At 40.8% G+C, this 18,395-nt stretch carries 15 protein-coding genes; 6 read left to right on the forward strand and 9 right to left on the reverse strand.

Going from position 1 to position 18,395, the window contains the following annotated elements; all coding sequences use genetic code 11:
* Nucleotides 1-28: 28 nt before the first annotated feature.
* Nucleotides 29-1,180 carry a methionine adenosyltransferase gene (metK, locus tag J8M01_RS02870; protein ID WP_211047853.1) on the reverse strand — a complete coding sequence of 384 codons (1,152 nt, stop codon included), beginning with the start codon at nucleotides 1,178-1,180 and terminating at the stop codon, nucleotides 29-31.
* A gap of 267 nt (nucleotides 1,181-1,447) precedes the next feature.
* Between metK and tkt the strand changes: the two genes are divergently transcribed.
* Nucleotides 1,448-3,445, forward strand: coding sequence for a transketolase (gene tkt / locus J8M01_RS02875; protein WP_192508349.1), 1,998 nt, complete (start codon nucleotides 1,448-1,450; stop codon nucleotides 3,443-3,445).
* 704 nt (nucleotides 3,446-4,149) lie between these two features.
* Here the strand turns inward: tkt and J8M01_RS02880 are convergent.
* The 7 genes from J8M01_RS02880 to lptD all read right to left on the reverse strand — a co-directional run bounded on the left by J8M01_RS02880 (nucleotide 4,150) and on the right by lptD (nucleotide 12,826).
* Nucleotides 4,150-6,165, reverse strand: a complete 2,016-nt coding sequence (locus J8M01_RS02880; RefSeq protein WP_211056942.1) for a methyl-accepting chemotaxis protein — start codon at nucleotides 6,163-6,165, stop codon at nucleotides 4,150-4,152.
* 116 nt (nucleotides 6,166-6,281) lie between these two features.
* Nucleotides 6,282-7,082, reverse strand: a complete 801-nt coding sequence (locus tag J8M01_RS02885; protein ID WP_211056943.1) for a symmetrical bis(5'-nucleosyl)-tetraphosphatase — start codon at nucleotides 7,080-7,082, stop codon at nucleotides 6,282-6,284.
* Between the two features lie 6 nt (nucleotides 7,083-7,088).
* Nucleotides 7,089-7,478 (reverse strand): Co2+/Mg2+ efflux protein ApaG, encoded by a 390-nt coding sequence (apaG, locus tag J8M01_RS02890; protein WP_211056944.1) that lies wholly within the window; start codon nucleotides 7,476-7,478, stop codon nucleotides 7,089-7,091.
* Nucleotides 7,462-8,268, reverse strand: coding sequence for a 16S rRNA (adenine(1518)-N(6)/adenine(1519)-N(6))-dimethyltransferase RsmA (rsmA, locus tag J8M01_RS02895; protein WP_211056945.1), 807 nt, complete (start codon nucleotides 8,266-8,268; stop codon nucleotides 7,462-7,464). Before rsmA ends, apaG begins: the two co-directional genes overlap by 17 nt.
* Nucleotides 8,268-9,257, reverse strand: coding sequence for a 4-hydroxythreonine-4-phosphate dehydrogenase PdxA (gene pdxA, locus J8M01_RS02900; protein ID WP_211056946.1), 990 nt, complete (start codon nucleotides 9,255-9,257; stop codon nucleotides 8,268-8,270). The genes rsmA and pdxA overlap by 1 nt, the downstream gene beginning before the upstream one ends.
* 13 nt (nucleotides 9,258-9,270) lie before the next feature.
* A complete protein-coding gene (surA, locus tag J8M01_RS02905) occupies nucleotides 9,271-10,563 on the reverse strand; it encodes a peptidylprolyl isomerase SurA (RefSeq protein ID WP_192508343.1) in 1,293 nt (430 codons plus the stop codon).
* A gap of 16 nt (nucleotides 10,564-10,579) precedes the next feature.
* Nucleotides 10,580-12,826 (reverse strand): LPS assembly protein LptD, encoded by a 2,247-nt coding sequence (lptD, locus tag J8M01_RS02910; RefSeq protein WP_211056947.1) that lies wholly within the window; start codon nucleotides 12,824-12,826, stop codon nucleotides 10,580-10,582.
* 89 nt (nucleotides 12,827-12,915) lie between these two features.
* Here lptD and J8M01_RS02915 point away from each other — a divergent pair, with 89 nt between their 5' ends.
* The 3 genes from J8M01_RS02915 to djlA are packed head-to-tail and all read left to right on the forward strand — an operon-like array spanning nucleotide 12,916 to nucleotide 15,429.
* The gene (locus J8M01_RS02915; RefSeq protein WP_348772709.1) at nucleotides 12,916-13,926 is read left to right on the forward strand and encodes a phosphotransferase; all 1,011 of its coding nucleotides are present in this window, start codon (nucleotides 12,916-12,918) and stop codon (nucleotides 13,924-13,926) included.
* Nucleotides 13,923-14,600, forward strand: a complete 678-nt coding sequence (murU, locus tag J8M01_RS02920) for an N-acetylmuramate alpha-1-phosphate uridylyltransferase MurU (protein ID WP_211056948.1) — start codon at nucleotides 13,923-13,925, stop codon at nucleotides 14,598-14,600. The genes J8M01_RS02915 and murU overlap by 4 nt, the downstream gene beginning before the upstream one ends.
* Nucleotides 14,590-15,429: a co-chaperone DjlA gene (gene djlA, locus J8M01_RS02925; protein WP_192508339.1), complete on the forward strand. Its 840-nt coding sequence runs from the start codon at nucleotides 14,590-14,592 to the stop codon at nucleotides 15,427-15,429. Before murU ends, djlA begins: the two co-directional genes overlap by 11 nt.
* A gap of 29 nt (nucleotides 15,430-15,458) precedes the next feature.
* On the opposite strand, the gene J8M01_RS02930 is transcribed toward djlA, so the two are convergent.
* Nucleotides 15,459-16,274 (reverse strand): DUF3530 family protein, encoded by an 816-nt coding sequence (locus J8M01_RS02930; protein ID WP_210995464.1) that lies wholly within the window; start codon nucleotides 16,272-16,274, stop codon nucleotides 15,459-15,461.
* Nucleotides 16,275-16,543: 269 nt separating this feature from the next.
* Between J8M01_RS02930 and J8M01_RS02935 the strand changes: the two genes are divergently transcribed.
* Together J8M01_RS02935 and J8M01_RS02940 are read left to right on the forward strand one after the other, a co-directional pair.
* Nucleotides 16,544-17,272, forward strand: a complete 729-nt coding sequence (locus tag J8M01_RS02935; protein ID WP_211056949.1) for a GGDEF domain-containing protein — start codon at nucleotides 16,544-16,546, stop codon at nucleotides 17,270-17,272.
* A gap of 138 nt (nucleotides 17,273-17,410) precedes the next feature.
* Nucleotides 17,411-18,346 (forward strand): DUF368 domain-containing protein, encoded by a 936-nt coding sequence (locus J8M01_RS02940; RefSeq protein ID WP_348772710.1) that lies wholly within the window; start codon nucleotides 17,411-17,413, stop codon nucleotides 18,344-18,346.
* The last annotated feature ends 49 nt before the right edge of the window (nucleotides 18,347-18,395 follow it).

Here is an 18,395-nt window from a genome sequence, read left to right on the forward strand (position 1 = left end):
GTTTTTCAGTAGTATATTTCGGGCTAGATTATAACCCAGCGGCAGCTCGCAGAGCATTTGCTTTGTCAGTTGCTTCCCATGGGAACTCTTCACGACCAAAGTGGCCATATGCCGCTGTTGGTTGATAAATAGGGCGTTCAAGGTCAAGCATCGTTAACAGTCCGTATGGACGCAGATCAAAGTGTTCACGAACAAGTTCAACTAAACGAGATTCTTCGAGTTTACCGGTGCCGAAAGTTTCAATACTGATAGAGGTTGGTTCAGCAACACCAATGGCATAAGAAACTTGCAGCTCACATTTATCAGCCAAACCAGCCGCTACAATGTTTTTAGCAACATAACGAGCGGCATAAGCAGCTGAGCGGTCAACCTTTGATGGGTCTTTACCAGAGAAAGCACCACCACCATGGCGCGCCATACCACCATATGTATCTACGATGATTTTACGGCCAGTTAAACCACAGTCACCCATAGGGCCACCGATCACGAAACGGCCAGTAGGGTTGATGAAAAACTTAGTTGCTTTAGAAATAAGCTCAGCAGGCAATACTGGTTTGATAATTGTTTCCATTACAGCTTCAACTAAATCAGTTTGCGAAACAGTATCACAATGCTGAGTTGAAAGAACAACAGCGTCAATACCAACGGCTTTGCCATTTTCGTATGCGAATGTCACTTGAGACTTTGCATCAGGGCGCAACCAGTTAAGCTCACCGCTTTTACGTACTTGCGCTTGACGTTGTACAAGGCGGTGAGAATAAGTAATTGGGGCGGGCATGAGTACGTCAGTTTCATTACATGCGTAACCGAACATTAGACCTTGGTCACCTGCACCTTGCTCTTCAGCTCGAGCACGGTCTACACCTTGGTTGATGTCAGGAGACTGTTTACCAATTGTGTTTAAGATGGCACATGAATCAGCGTCAAACCCCATATCTGAATGAGTATAACCAATATCACGAACGGTCTTACGTGTAAGTTCTTCAATGTCTACCCATGCGCTAGTAGTGACTTCACCACCAACCATGACCATACCGGTTTTGACGTAAGTCTCACACGCCACACGTGCTTTTGGGTCTTGTTCAAGAATTGCATCAAGTACCGCATCGGAAATTTGATCGGCGATTTTATCCGGATGGCCTTCAGACACAGACTCAGAAGTAAATAAATGTTTTGCCATTGTATGTATGCTCACAAATATGCGCTTCACAAACAACAGGGATAGCGCAGGAAATAAAAATGTATACTCACTATTCTAACCAAAACAAGCAGCTCTGCATAGTTTTTTTACGCCTAGACGTCTAAATAGCTTCTCTAAAAAGAATGTGAATATAAAATTCATCTTGTACCTGTTTTTTCTAAGAAATGTCGTTGCAGTCAACCATTGAAATGAGTAAGAATGGGGTACTTAACAATTATACCCGCGAATTTTAAGGTAGGAGAATTCATGCCATCTCGCAAAGAACTAGCAAATGCAATCCGCGCCCTGTCAATGGACGCAGTTCAACAGGCCAAATCTGGTCACCCCGGTGCCCCTATGGGTATGGCGGATATCGCCGAGGTACTTTGGCGCGATTATTTAAAACATAATCCAAACAACCCTGAATGGGCTGATCGTGACCGTTTTGTATTGTCAAATGGTCATGGTTCAATGCTCATTTATTCTTTGCTACATTTAAGTGGTTATGATCTATCAATTGATGACTTAAAGAATTTCCGTCAGATGCATTCGAAAACACCGGGTCACCCAGAGTATGGTTATGCGCCAGGTATTGAAACAACGACGGGGCCATTAGGCCAAGGTATTACTAATGCTGTAGGTATGGCGATTGCCGAGAAGTCATTGGCAGCACAGTTTAACCGTGATGAACACGATATTGTTAACCACTTCACTTACGCATTTTTAGGTGATGGCTGCTTGATGGAAGGTATTTCACATGAAGCTTGTTCACTTGCTGGTACGTTAGGGCTGGGTAAACTTGTCGCTTTTTGGGATGACAATGGCATCTCAATTGATGGGGAAGTGGAAGGCTGGTTCAGTGATGACACTCCTAAACGCTTTGAAGCCTATGGCTGGCATGTTATTGCTGATGTTGATGGGCATGATAGTGATGCCATTAAAGCCGCAATCGACGCTGCGCGAGCTGAAACAGGTAAACCAACATTAATTTGTTGTAAAACGATTATTGGTTACGGCTCACCAAACAAATCAGGCAGCCATGACTGTCACGGTGCTCCACTTGGTGACGAAGAAATCAAAGCGGCACGTGAGTTTCTTGGTTGGCAACATGGTGCATTTGAAGTACCTGATGATGTATATGCAAAATGGGATGCATCTGCACGCGGTCAGCAAGCCCAGAGCCATTGGCTGATTAAATTTACTGAGTATCAAATTGAATACCCAGAATTAGCGGCGGAATTTGAACGTAGAATGAAAGGTGAGTTGCCGCAAAGTTGGACTGAACAGTCAGAAGCTTATATTGCACAACTTCAAGCGAACCCTGCAAACCCAGCAACTCGTAAAGCATCGCAAAATGCGTTAAATACTTATGGTCCTTTGTTACCAGAGTTTATGGGTGGCTCAGCAGATTTAGCCGGATCAAACTTAACAATTTGGGATGGCTCAAAAGGATTGACTGCTGAGGACGCTTCAGGTAATTACATTTATTATGGCGTACGTGAGTTTGGGATGTCGGCTATTATGAATGGTATCGTGCTTCATAAAGGTTTTATTCCATACGGTGCTACGTTCTTAATGTTTATGGAGTATGCACGCAATGCTGTTCGTATGGCTGCACTCATGAAGCAACCGAGTATTTTTGTTTATACGCATGATTCGATTGGTCTTGGTGAAGATGGGCCGACGCATCAACCTGTAGAGCAAATTGCAAGTATGCGTTTGACTCCTAACCTTGTTAACTGGCGTCCGTGTGACCAAGTTGAATCAGCCGTATCTTGGCAACAAGCCGTTGAGCGTAAAGATGGTCCTACGTCGTTGATATTTACTCGACAAGGTTTACAACAGCAAAGTAGGGATGAAGCGCAAGTGCAAGCCATTAAGCAAGGCGGCTATGTATTAAGCTGTGATGGTAATCCTGAGCTAATCATTATTGCGACGGGTTCTGAAGTGCAGCTGGCAGTTGATTCAGCTCGTGCGTTACGTTTAACAGGAAAGAAGGTGCGCGTAGTATCTATGCCATCAACGGATGTATTCGATGCCCAGTCAGCTGAATATAAAGAAAGCGTTTTGCCTGCTGCCGTAACACGTCGTGTTGCAGTAGAAGCGGGAATAGCAGACTACTGGTACAAATATGTTGGTTTAAACGGTGTTGTTATTGGCATGACAACATTTGGTGAATCAGCACCTGCTAGTGAACTATTTGAACACTTTGGTTTCACTGTAGACAACATAGTTACCAAAGCTGAATCATTATTCTTAGCTTAAGATGTGACAAGTATTGAGGTAGATTGACACTTACTTCATATTAAAACGCCTGATGAGTTTTCATTGGGCGTTTTGTATTTTACTCCCGTATGTGGCATCGTGGGGTGCCTTAGTTGGAGCTACTATCGTTTGGATCTCCTACCTTAATAAGATTTCGTTAGATAGTGCTACTTGCGGCTATTGTATCTGTCGCTCACTGAGTGCAGTAGCAAATGAAGCTTATTAATGTATCGATATATAGACGGGGGACTAAGTAACCTGATTAAAATGAGCGGGCAAACAAACCTCGTTTGGCTATGGAGGAGGTCGGCCAATTCATGCTAAAGGCGATATAGAGTCGCCGGCTTAGCGTATTCGATTGAATATTACAGCGACAATTGAAGTGCGGCTTATGCACTCGATACAGCACAACGTCAGACAAAATACGACTCAGAAGAAGCTCGCTGCATTCTATTTAATTCCCCTTTTACAGCATGACACTCTTATATGAATGTTGGACGCAAGCGTGCTTACATATCAGTTGGTGCTGCCATTTACTGCTCCTCGATGATAACGAGAGAGGTATTTGAGTATTATAAATAAGTGAGAAATGAATCAAGTTATCTAGCATTAGGTTGGCCAATAAAAAAACCTGCAATAGCAGGTTTTTTTAGTGTTTTTATCTTTAAAAGTAGACGTTTAATACTATGTTTTATCTATATTCATTAAACTTTAAATTGGTCTACTGACAAGCGGAGCTCTTCAGCAAGCTTGGCCACTTCAGTACTTGAAATAGAAGTTTGATTTGCCCCTTCCGCAGTTTGTTCAGCAATCGATACGATGGACTCGAGTCGCTCACTGATTTCCTGTGAAACTTGTTGTTGTTCATTGGCAGCAGTGGAAATCTCTTCGCTCACATCATGCGCTTGAGAAACCGCTTGAGTGATACTGTTCAATGCTTCATTTGCCAAATCACTTTTATCCACACATGATTCAGCTTGTTGTTTACCCTTTGACATAGCTGTTACAGCTTCTTCAGCCCCTGCTTGTAAGGACTCAATCATTGATTGTATCTCTTGAGTCGACTCTTGTGTTTTACTTGCAAGAGAGCGGACTTCATCAGCAACAACAGCAAACCCTCGGCCCTGCTCCCCAGCCCTGGCTGCTTCAATGGCCGCATTTAGTGCTAATAAATTGGTTTGTTCCGCAATGCCGCGGATCACATCTAGAATGCCTCCAATTGAAGCACTATCTTGATGCAATTTGTTGATAACTCTGGAAGCTTCGTCAACTTCTTTCGCTAATTGTTCAATGGTATGTTTATTATCGTGAGAAATACCCTTAACACGCTCAGCTTCTTTATCAGCATTTTTGATTTCAAGTAATGCTTGATTAGCACTGTTACTTACGCCGTGAGATGTACTACTCATTTCTGTTGTAGCGGTAGCTGCTTGCTCAACTTGCGCTTGCTGGTTTCGAATTGCTTGACTTGATTCTGTGGTAATCATTGAAGTTTGTTCTGAGGCCGCAGCTAACTGTGTCGAGCGTGACACAATTCCGGTTATTAACTCCCTCAAACTACTAATTAAAGCATTACAGCTGCGAGAAAGATCACCAAACTCATCTTTAGCGCTATCATCTAGTCGTTGTGTCATATCGCCGCGGGCAACGATAGTCAGAACACGGTTGACTTCAGCAAGAGGTTTGGTGATCAAGTTAACTGTGACGAACGCGACAACAATAGCGATAATCGTCGCAATTACCATCCCAACCCATGTCCACAAGTTTGCTGCACTGACATCTTCGCTAACACCTTTTTGTAGATTAAATGCCACTTTACTCGCTTCATTGAGTAATTGATCAAGTTGCTCTAACGCCGCCTTGGTAGCTTGCTCAGCTTCTGCCAATTCAGTTCTTGTCATACTAATAGCGTTGATTAAGCGTTTTTTATTTGCTGAAAGACTATTTGACCCTGAGGCTTCGGCTTTTAACGTACTAAAGTAAGACTCCAAGTCTGAAAATAAGCTGTCATCAATTGCAATAACTGTTGGTTTCATCAGCTCTATGTTTCTCTGCAACTCTTCGAGCAAGTAATCTTGGTCTTTTTTGACAATAGCTAGGGTATTTAAATTATCAACGGTCAGCATATCAGCACTATTTGTCACCAAAGCAGAAAAGTTATTTTCCATACTATTGGCTGCTTGATATGCTCGGTTGCTAGATTCTTTTAATCCGTCTAAATCAATAATATCAAGTACTGCTGTTGTTGCATCTTCTGCATTGAGTTCAATATCTTCCAATTGCGATGCGGTCGTTCTCTTTAGCTGTAACTCGAGGGCTTTGTCACGAAGTAGATTGTTAACCGATTTCAGGAAATCAGAGTATGAGTTGCCAACACTTTGAGAGTTGCGCGCTAAGCTTTGGTTACTACTGACAATATCTTGTAGTTGCGCATAAGTTTTATCGAATACAACTTGTCGTTCATTAAACTGTGCCTTAAGCGCATTTAATTCTGCAGGTGTTTGCGCATAAAAGCTACCTTGCGCGACCTTGCTCATTAATGAAAACTCAACTTGCAGCTCTGAACTTTTATTTAGAGCCGGAAGAGATAAGCTATTCACTTGTTGTGTAGAGCTATCTATGTTTGCAATCCTTAGCAAAGAGTTTCCACCTATCATTAGGAGTAGTGAGGTGATAAGAATAAAACCACCCCAAATTCGTTGGCTTACAGTCAAGTTCATACAATTTCCATCAATTTTACTAGCAGGATTGAGTACTTATCGGTTTTATTGCGGATAAGTTAAGTATTTTATAGCAGATGTGACTAAAAAATTCAGTAAAAAGGGGCGAGAATAGATTATTTGCTTAAATATTGTTCGTTAGTTGCAATATTCAGCATACTCATCGGTCCACCCCAGACACATCCAGTATCCAACGCAATCATGTTTTTCATGTTAGTGACGCCTTTAAGCGCTGCCCAGTGACCAAATATAAAGGATGTTTTTGACTTTTTAAAGCGTTTGCAGTCAAACCATGGAACTAATGTTGGGCAATCATTAGTACCACCTTTATTTAGTAAGTCTAGCTCACCTTGAGTAGATAGATATCGCATTCGTGTAAACGTATTCACGATTGCTGTGAATCGAGCTTGCTTAGAGAGCATACTTAATTCGCCTACAGGGTGCTTTGCATACATATTTAGGTAGTATTCATTGGCATCTTTTCCGCGATAACATTGCTCCACAAAATGTGCATACTCTAGTGCATCTTGAATTGACCAAGTCGGATGAATGCCGGCATGAGAAATGAAAGAGTTATAATTTGGTAGGTGAACGGCAATAGGTTGAGCGCGCAATAAGTCTAAATATTGGGGAAGTTTAGGGCTATCAAAAACCGCTTGTAGTTTATCTTTTGGATTCGGCGAGCGATTTAACGTCGTACAAGCGAGCAAGTGCAGGTCATGATTACCTAATGTAATAGTGATTGCATCACGGTGGAGATATAAAAATTCTAAACAAGCAAGAGAATCAGGACCTCTTGCTACAACATCTCCAACGAGATAAAGGTGATCTTTACTCGGATTAAAAGCCACCATATCCAATAGTCGAGAAAGAGGCGCAAAGCACCCTTGTAAATCACCTACTGCGTATAATGCCATAAGATATCAATGTAACGCTGTTAAACAGGTCAGTCTAAACACAGGAATGGGAGCTTCAAATTCAGTCCCAAATTCATTACGCATTAAGTAATGCCCTTGCATTGTTCCTAGAGGTGTATCAAGGACAGCACCACTGGTATATTTATAACTGTCGCCAGGGGCAATAGATGGTTTCTCTCCGATAACGCCTTCACCATCGATTTCAGACTCTTTACCATTAGCATCGGTTATAAGCCAGTGGCGGCTCTCTAGTTTCACACTACACAAGCTATGGTTTTTAATGGTAACTGTATAGGCGAACACATACTTATTTTTTTCAGGTTGTGATTGAGCTTCCACATAAAAGGTTTCAACAGAAACCTTTATGGGAGAGCCTAGATTACTGCTTATTGTCATAAATCCAGTTTGCTATATCAATAAATTGAGAAAGGGACAGGTTTTCTGCACGTTTAGTCGCATCAATACCAATTTCAGTCATTTCGTCACTTGTTAACAAGTTTGATAGACTGTTTCTTAATGTTTTTCGACGTTGGTTAAACGCCTCTAAACATACCGTGTTTAGAATTTTTGTACTTTTTGCAGATCTTTGCTCTGGTTTTTTAGGTATTAGACGGATCACCGCAGAGTCAACCTTTGGCGCGGGTTTGAAACACTCTGGTGGTACATCTATCACAGGCATGGCGTGACAGTAATATTGTGTCATCACACTCAATCGGCCAAAAGCTTTAGAGTCAGGGCTTGCAACCATGCGCTTTACAACTTCTTTTTGAAGCATGAAGTGCATGTGCTCCACATGGTCCGCAAATTCAAATAAATGAAAAAGTAAAGGAGTTGAAACGTTGTATGGTAAATTACCAAATATTTTCAGTTTTTCACCATCTTGAATAAGCGAAGAAAAATCAAACTTCATAGCATCGCCTTGATGGACTGTTAGCTTGTCACTCATAAATGGATGTTTTATGAGACGCTCAGCTAAATCTTTATCAAGTTCAACAACGGTAAGTTTGTCACTTAATTCCACCACTGGCTCAGTAATAGCACCAAGGCCTGGACCAATTTCGACTAAGTTGTCTGTTGGCTTAGGGTCAATGGCTGTTACTATTTTGTCGATGATCATGTCATCGTTTAAAAAGTTTTGGCCAAAACGCTTTCGGGCACGATGCCCTAAATGTACTTTATCAGTCATTAATTCTGTGCTTTTTTATGGGCGAGCTTAATTGCTTCGCGGATAGCTAAATCAAAACTACCTACCTCAATGTTACCTGTAGCGGCTAAATCTAACGCGGTACCATGGTCAACAGAGGTTCTTACAAAGGGTAGTCCAAGGGTAATATTAACCGAATTACCAAATCCTTTGTATTTTAACACAGGTAAGCCTTGATCGTGATACATTGCAAGCACAGCGTCGGCATTATCTAAATATTTTGCTTGAAATAAGGTATCAGCAGGCAGTGGTCCTATGAGGTTCATCCCTTGTGTATTTAATTCTGTGAGGGCTGGAGTAATCGTCTCTATTTCCTCTCGCCCTAAATGACCATCCTCACCAGCATGCGGGTTTAAACCACAAACTAAGACTCGTGGATTATTAATACCAAACTTACTTTTGAGATCATCGTGTAAGATATTGATAACTTTAGTCAGTCGTTCTGTCGTAACAGCTCTCGATACATATGCTAGGGGTATGTGGGTGGTGACTAACGCAACTCTAAGGCCCTCAGTTGCCAGCATCATTACCACATCGGAAGTATTGGATTGCAATGCGAAATATTCAGTATGGCCACTAAAAGAAATGCCTGCACGGTTAATAATGCCTTTATGAACAGGTCCTGTAACCACCGCATCAAATGTACCATCCATATTTTTTTCAGATGCAACCTTTAATGTTTCCAGTACATAATTACCATTTTTTTCATCAAGGACACCCGCTTGTACATTACAGCCTTTTTCTACTTGTAAATAATACAAACAGCCTGCTGGTGCAGGCTGTGCCTCTTCATTCGCATCGAATGGCAGCAATGTGATAGGGATACCTAGCTCAATCGCGCGCTTTTCAATAATAGTACGATCGACGACGGCAATAATTTGCGCAGACCATACTTTTTGAGCCAGTTTAATAACCAGATCGGGTCCAATACCAGCAGGTTCTCCTGGCGTAATTGCAATTCTGAGGCACATATTTATATCCATTTTATTCTGTAGGGAATACATCAATATGTGCTTGTTCCCGAATTTCACGCTGCCACTTAAAGCTTTCTTCTTTGAATTTCCTGTTAAATAGTAGTCCGTGAGCACGGCTTAGCTTCGCTTGGTCTGTTTTGTCAGCTGTGCGTGTATCTAACAATTGAACTATGTGCCAACCAAATGTACTTCTAAATGGTTCACTGATCTCATTTTTATTTAGTGAAAGAAGGGTGTTTTTAAATGCGGGTACGTAAGTTGTTGGATCTGTCCAATCATATTCACCGCCTTTGAGTGCCGAACCTGGATCTTCTGAGTGCTCTTTTGCTAGTTCTGCAAAGTCAGCCTCACCTGCGCGAAGCTTAGTCGCAAAATCAGAAAGCATATCACGGGCTTTTTCTTCACTGAGGATAATCGAAGGCTTAATGAGAATATGACGTGAGCGTACTTCGGTTGTTTCTACAACTTCACGCCCGCGAATATCTTGTACTTTTAGAATGTGGAAACCGGCACCAGAGCGAACGGGCCCAACGATGGCATCTTTTTTCTGGCCTTTAATTGCCTCTGCAAATAACGATGGCATTTCATTAATGCTCATCCAGCCTAATTGTCCGCCTTCAAGCGCTTTTGGACCACTTGAAGAAGCGATTGCAATACGTTTAAACTCTTTACCGTCGTTTAAAAACTCCATTACGTTATCAGCACGTTCACGCGCATCTTGAATCTCTTCCGGGGAGGCTTTATTTGGAATTTTAACAAGAATATGACCAACGTCGTACTCTTCAGGGTTTCCTGTTTGTTGTTCTAGAATTTTTTGTAAATTAGCAACTTCTTGTGTACTAATATAAATGCGTCGGTCGACATTTGCTCGGCGAACTTGACCAATGGTGATTTCTTTTCGAAGCTCCTCTCTGTAAGCTTGGAAGCTTTCTCCACTGGCTTCTACTGAGCGTCTGAGATCAGCTATAGTCACATTTTGATCCTTAGCGATATTTGATATCGTTTGATCCAGTTGAGAGTCTGAGATCTCCATACCCATGCGCTCAGCAAGTTGTAGCATTAAGGATTGGTCGACTAGTCTGTCAATAGCTTGTACTCGAAGCGTTTTATCGGAGGGTAATTCCGTGCTTTGCTGTTTAGCTTGCTCTTTAACCCGAGCAATAATTTGATTAACCTCACTTTGTAATATGACACCTTCGTTTACAGTGGCAACAATCTTATCCATCTGAACACGTTGAGCCAGTGTTGTGTGACTTATACTGATACCCAATAGGGTAACTAACAATAACTTTTTAAAATTCATAGTAATCTAATATTTATTAATTATTTAAAAAATAAGGTCGACGGTAGCCGAAGATACCTTGTTGTAATCGCTGACTTACAGCATTATTTGATTTGCCACCCAATCCATTTAATACAAAATTAAACCCAATGCTGGTGTCGAATTGTGCATCATCATGTGTAATCGTTTGGTTTAAATCTGTTTCTATGTGTCTTCCACCCGTTATTTGAATAGCCCAACAGCAACTTTCGTATTGTATACCGGCGAAGACTTCGACACTCCGAGAGGCATTTAAGTCTCGGTGATAGCTTGCTATAAATTGCCAATTATCATTGATTGGTAGGCTGCTAAACAGACCAACTTGATCAATTTCATATCCTGAGACACTATTTGCATAACGATGGTTCAATTGTACTAACTTATTATTGTCTCCTCGGTAGTCTAGTGTCGTATGAGACTGAATTAGCTCTTTAGAGTCTGCGTCATACTGTATTCCAGCCGAGAAATACCAACGACGATGCCAATGTACCATGGTTTCCGCTGCAAACAATGCATTGTAGTTGGTTTCTGAATTATTGGCTTGTTCAGTAGGCTTTACATCGTCACTGAGGTAAATTATTTGGCCGATACTGAAATTGAATCTTTCTGTGTTTTTAGTATCAAAAAGGCGTGTTGTGGCACCTAGAGTAAATTGGTTCGCTTGCGCTATCCTATCAACACCTGAGAATCGTTGTTCACGAAATAAGCCAGCAAAGTCATCTTGCATTTTGGTTGTATCAAAAAGACCTATGCTGTCTTGCTCTCTTTTTGGTGTGTACAAATATTGAATTTGCGGTTCTAAAGTTTGCGTGCCACCTTCACTAAAAAATAGCGTGTCTCTTTCCAAATTCAGCTGTGCATGCATTCTTAATTTTGGCATGGTTCGAGTAACAGAATCTTCATACGGTGTATTGTGTAAATCACCATGCTGCTCATATCGTGTATGTAATAAGCTAGATTCAGCTAAGAAAGACCAAGCGTACTCTTCAAATGATAGGCTAACTTTTGGTTCTAAGTGCAACCGAGAAGCTTCTGTTATTGTTAGTTCGTCGTTCCGAAAATGACTGAACTCACCCAATATAGATAGTTGCAAGTTATGCCACTGAAAAGGTACTCTGTTTTTCCAAGTTATTTGTGGTAAAGCAGCGTATGACTCTGTGTGGTCGCCTAGTACCTCGAAGCTTTGTAATTTTATATCAGTGATCCAGTCATCGCCGAGGTAGCTGATGATACCAGTACGATAAAGTTGAGTATCGGTTTCGTTGGCGTATTTTGAGCCTAAATCGGTTAGATATGCATCATCACTGACATTGGTAATATCAATATTTAGGCGCCATTGGTCGGTTAAGTAACTCTGTTGCTGCCAATGGACTAAATAACGGCTTTCTAGCTGCGGGTCAGCATCGTCTTTATCTATATACTCAAGACCTAAAAGGCCTTGATGTTGTTTGGTTAGGTACCTAAATTCAGAAGTAACTTGGAGTCCTTTGTTTGACATATACCTAGGAGTGAAGGTCGCATCATAATTGGGTGCTATATTCCAATAGTAGGGGGTTGCCATTTCAAATCCGTATCGACCAGAGCTGGTCAAAGTCGGAGTTAGTAGGCCAGACTTTCGTCGTTCATCTATGGGAAATGTGAAATAGGGAATGTAGATGATAGGTGTATCAAGAATCTTCAAAACTGCGTTGTAAGATTCCCCCCACCCATTGTGCTTAGATAATGTGATAGTACTTGCTTCGATTTGCCAAAAAGGGGCTTCGACTGGGCAAGTGGTAAAAGTTGAATTATATAAGCTAATTTCAGATTCTGATGCATATAGCTTCTCAGCACCACCACGACCAATTTGTTGTGTTAATTGATAGTCAGCGCCGAGTAAGCTGATATCATTATTATTTAAATCTGCGTATAAACCGGTGCTATTAACGAGAGTAAAAGCATCTTGATAGACAAGTGGGCCTGTTGCATTGAGCAAACCTCGTTCTTTGTCGATTAAGGCTGAACTTGCTGATAGACGTATTTTCTGAGTGTTGACATCGACGTTACCTGAAAACTCAGCACTGGCTGTGCCTTGCATTTCAACGTCATCTGCCTGAATATCTATGGCATTGGAAGGCAAAGATTTAAGAGGTTGCCAGTTTGTCGGTTGAAAATACTGACTGCACTGCATCGGTGTAGAATTTGATATTGCTAACGCTGGTGCGCTACTGAGTGTCAGTGCGACGACCCCCCAAGTTTTACTCATTTATTAACCTTGTTGGCCTAGTATAATTATCTAAGCAAGACATAATAAAGTAAAACTCAGTTAAATACAGTAATTAAGAATGGAATTTTGTGACAAATAATAAAGAAAGACAAACCTATATCGAGCAGTTTTTAGTTGGGTTTTTTAATGATGGAGCATATCGCTGTGAAGTTGTAACCGCAGATGCGAGTTTTCGTCGCTATTTAAGGGTATATCATGGTGAGAAAAGCTACATTTTGATGGACTCAGAGCCCAATAAAGTGGATAACCAGCCGTTTGTAGATCTTAATGCAAATTTTGCCCTCGCAGGCATAAAAGTACCTCAAATTTTAGCACAAAATATGCCGCATGGCATATTACTGCTGGAAGATTTAGGCACAGAGCATTTGGCTGATCATATCAGTGGTCCGAGCAGGTTGGAGCACTATATGGCCATTTTAGATATTTTACCATCAATAGCGACAGTCACTAAATCAACCTCTATGAAACCGTATGATGATGGTTTTATAACTCAAGAGTTGGAAATATTTGAAAATTGGTTATTAAATTCTTGGCTTGATTATGAACTCGAAGGCACTGTTAAAGAGCGATGGCAAGAAACGAAACTGTCATTGGTAAATAGCATAGTAGAGCAGCCAAAAGTCACTATGCATCGTGATTTTCACAGTCGTAATATTATGCGATATGATCATCAATGGGCTGTGATAGATTACCAAGATGCTGTCCAAGGGCCTATAACATATGATGCTGTATCCTTATTGCGAGATTGTTATTTTAAGTTACCAGCAGATGACTTTTTAATACTTCAGAAATACAGTTATAAAACACTGAAAAAAGAACAGCTATTGGGAGAAATGACATATCTCGAATATCAGTATTATTTTGATTTAACTGGGTTACAACGGCATTTGAAAGCCGCTGGTATTTTTGCCCGGTTATTATTAAGAGATAATAAAGCGGGCTATTTGGACAATATAGTACCTACATTACAGTATGTTGTAGAAGTAGCTAAGCGATATGACAATTATCAATGGCTTGCAACTTGGTTAGTGAGTGAGATAATACCTTTAATTAACAGTCAGCTGAATAAGTTTAAATGAAAGCAATGATCCTCGCAGCCGGACGTGGCCAACGAATGATGCCGTTGACAGAAAGTACGCCAAAACCAATGTTGCAAGTCAATGGGCAACCTTTACTGACTTATCATATCAATAGGTTAAAACTCGCAGGCATTAGTGATATTGTCATTAATTTAGCGTGGTGTGGCGAGGTAATCGAACAGTATTATGGAGATGGAAGTGAGTTTGGGGTCAAGGTCACTTATTGCTATGAACCCGCTGGAGGCTTGGAAACAGCTGGTGGCATTATAAATGCGTTGCCCTTGCTAACGGAGAGTGAGGAGGCATTTATTGTTGTGAATGGCGATGTTTTCACTGATTATGATGTGGCTGCGTTAACACAATTACAGCTATACGCAGGGGAAGCGCATATTGTGTTGGTAGAAAACCCAGAACATAATCTAGATGGGGATTTCTGTTTGACAAATCAAATAATAAATACTCAAAAGTACACCTTTTCAGGTATTGGTTTATATACGCGTGACTTCTTCTCACCCTTGTCGGTAGGTGTTCTTCCTTTAGGTCCATTGTTGAGACGAAATATTGAGACCGGTCGAGTTTCAACGGAGTTATATTTGGGTCTATGGTCGGATATTGGTACTCCGCAGCGGTTAATGGAAATAAATAAAAATCAGGAGCAAAACAGTGTGGGGTAAATTATTAGGGGTTTGTTTCGGGTTTATGTTTGGTCGTTGGCTAGGCGCTATATTCGGTTTCTGGCTTGGGCATATGTTCGATAAAAGCTTAAAGCAGGACTTTGATAAAGTGGGCGGGTTTCAAGGCTTTTTTAAAGGTGATGATTTACACCAGCGTCAAGCATTGTTTTTTTCAAGTTGCTTTGCCGTAATGGGCCATATTGCGAAATCGAATGGGCGAGTGAGCGAAACCCACATTAAAGCTGCAACATTATTTATGGACGAAATGGGACTGCACGGGGAAGATCGTCAAGAAGCCCAAAATGCATTTAGGTATGGCAAAGGTAATGATTTTGAATTAAAAGGCGCGGTTAACGATTTTAAAGAGGTTTTTTCTCGTCGTTACGATTTGCTGCAGCTTTTTTTAGAGATTCAAATTCAAATGGCGTTTTCAGATGGTCATTTAGCGCCTCAGGAAGTGCAATTATTGCAAAAGGTGAGTCAATTACTCGGTATTTCGAATACGCACTTTCGCTTTATTTTGAAACGTTATCAAGCCGAATTTAAGTTTCGAGAACAACGCGCGCAACAAGGTGATTATCAAAGGCAAAAAGGCTCTCAAACAGCTCAGCAGTCAGAAAGCATTACTCGAATGCAAGCATTGGCTGTTTTAGGGTTAACTGAACAAGCGACAGATAAAGACGTAAAACGCGCTTATCGAAAATTGATGTCGCAACATCACCCAGATAAGCTGGTATCCCAAGGGTTGCCTCAACATATGATGGAAGTCGCTAAAAAGAAAAGTCAAGATATTCAAGCTGCTTACGAGTTTTTAAAGCACCCATCCTAGTGTTAGATAAAAACAAGCAACATAGGTGGTCATAATTGACGAAGAAAACCATCAACTTCTTTTCTCAGCCGCTGATGTTGCCTGGTTTCTGTCGTTAATCCAAAGAGCTGGCGTTGTCGGTAGTCAAATTTACTATTGCGTTTTACCCACCTTATTCTTTCGGGCATGCTGCGAGTGACAGTAGGGTTATCATTGGTATAAAAGATATCAAGTAAAGGTGGGCTGATCACAGATAGGTTTGCAGGTAAATGACGTTGCCTGCTGCTATTTGGTAACTGTGCACTAATGGCCACAAAAGCGTCGAGTTTTATGTTGGGTAAATCAGCAAGGTATTCACTAAACACGCCGGCGCTAGTACCTTGTGCAATGACGACAAGCTGTTCTTTCTCTAACATCGTTAATTGTGAATATAGTGCTTTGAAAATGTCTATGAGTTGTGCTTTATAGTCGTCTAGTGAATTCTCAGGGACTCGCTCAGCCAGAAATTTAGCGGGTTTTTGCATTTTTTTTTCAATGCTTTCTTCGCTGGCTGTTTCTGTATTACTGGAATTACTTGTGTCATCTTTTGGTAGTGTATCATTAAATGCAATGTCTGGAATTTGTATGGCGTAGGTATCAAACCCGTCATCGGTTAACGCGTGGTGGAGGTAATTGAATCCATTATATGAAAGGGGAGGGTGGCCAATATCAGGAATCAAAATGACAATGCCACGTTTGGTTGAGGCCATATATGGAGAATAAATAGCAAAACTATTCCCTTTTGATGTTTCAATATCAATCAATGCATTTTCATCGATAAATTTCGTTAAATCTCGTTTTTCTACCTCTTGCTTTGCCTCTGGCATGACAAAGTCTGCTGAGGCGGCGCTTCTGCATAGTACTAGTGCGCATATTAATAAGAAAAGGTTTATAATTCGCTGAGACATAATACTTCGTAGCTGCTAGGGTTTGATAAGTTATCGGCATAAGTACGTTATTGTTTAGCAGAACACACGAAAAAATAATAATGTACATTGTTGTATATCGATTTATTCTGTGTTTCCATAAGCGGTCCTGTTGCAGGGTATATAGGCAAGATAGTCATTATATCTGTATTGTTGAGAGAGTATTTTTTATGTTGTCTGGCCGTATGAAGCCTTTAAAAATCAACTACAGGCAAGAGTTATTCATTCTTTTTGTTGTCAATATTCTTTGCTTTTTCATTTTTTCAAGTTATGACACATTAGAGTGGCTTTATCACTTTTCAAGGTCCCATGAAGATTTAGAGTTAGACGAGTTTATTCCCTTATGCTTTTCACTGACAGTAACCTTCGCCTTATTTTCTTATCGGCGTTGGAAAGAAGCACAATTGTTTTATATCGAGATTGAATACCTGTCATTTCATGATAGCTTGACAGGCTTATTAAATCGCAGAGGGGCACAGTTAAAAATGGCACATATGCCACAAATCTACACTGAAGCCGCTGTTGTATTTATCGATTTTGATAATTTTAAACAGCTCAATCAATTGTATGGTTATGAAGTGGGGGATGAAATATTAAAGCAAGTTGGTAATGCGTTAATGCGTCATTATAACCACGCAGTACTCGCGCGTTGGGCCGGTGAGGAGTTATTAATTATTGCTCCATGTATTAGCCGTCAAATGCTCCCAAGCTTTGCTGATGAAGTTTATCGATGTATCACTAAAAGCGTTGCTCTTTCGGCCTATTCAGTCTCCGTAAGTATGGGGGTAGTATGGGGAGATGCTCAGTCTGATAGTCAGCATTTACTTATGTTGGTTGATGAAGCGTTATTGCAAGCTAAGCGCCGAGGCGGTGCTCAAGTTAATGTCTTCGATCATTAATGAGTCGCTCACCTAAAAGTTTGATACATAATTACGTATAGCTTCGCTGTTCGTCGTGCCATAATCAGGATAAGATCTAATTATAATAGTATTTTTCTGAGTTACACTTGCATTTCATTTTATACGGAGAGTTCGTCAGTGACAAAACGGTCTGATTCTAAACGAGACTATATTTTTTTATTTTTAAAAGGCGCAGGCATGGGGGCAGCTGATGTTGTACCAGGAGTGTCGGGTGGGACTGTAGCATTTATTACTGGGATCTATGCTCGGTTTTTAAGTGCGATAAAAAGTGTAAATTTCGAAGCCATCGCATTATTGAGACGGCATGGCGTTAAAGCAAGCTGGGACTATATTGATGGTAGTTTCTTGGTAGCAGTTTTTGCTGGTTTAATAACCAGTGCTGTGTCTTTGGCTAAAGTGATTACTTACTTGCTATCAAATCACCAATTGCTAGTGTGGTCATTCTTTTTTGGCTTGATCTTGGCCTCTTTTATATTTATAGCTAAGCAAGTTAAACAATGGCAGTTAGGTACTATTGTAAGCTGTATTACAGGCGCTATTATTGCTGTGATTATCACATCACTGGCTCCTACCGAAGCAGAGCCACATTGGTGGCTTTATTTTATTGCTGGCGCTATTGCTATTTGTGCCATGATTTTACCTGGAATTTCAGGTAGCTTTATTTTGTTACTATTGGGAATGTATGGCCACGTATTATCAGCCATTACTCATCAAGAAATATTACTAATCGCGCTATTTATGATGGGCTGTGTTGTTGGTTTAATATTATTTTCTCGTGTTCTTTCTTGGTTACTCGCATCATACCAAGAGGTAACGTTTGCGTTATTGGCCGGATTCTTACTAGGGTCCTTAAACTTGTTATGGCCATGGAAGGTGGTAGTCTCAACGTATATCAGCTCAAGTGGTGCAGAAAAACCCTTAAACCAACAGAATATATCTCCACTTGATTACGCAAATTTGGTGGGGCAGGAACCGCAGACATGGTTATGTGTTGGTTTGGCTATATTGGGCTTAATGCTGATTTTAGGTATTGAGAAACTAACTGCCAAATAATGCATTTTAGGGCCCATCCTAATGGGCTCTGACAAACCCCTACCATTAA

This window comes from Pseudoalteromonas sp. MMG005, assembly GCF_018101015.1.
GTDB classification, from domain to species: domain Bacteria; phylum Pseudomonadota; class Gammaproteobacteria; order Enterobacterales; family Alteromonadaceae; genus Pseudoalteromonas; species Pseudoalteromonas aurantia.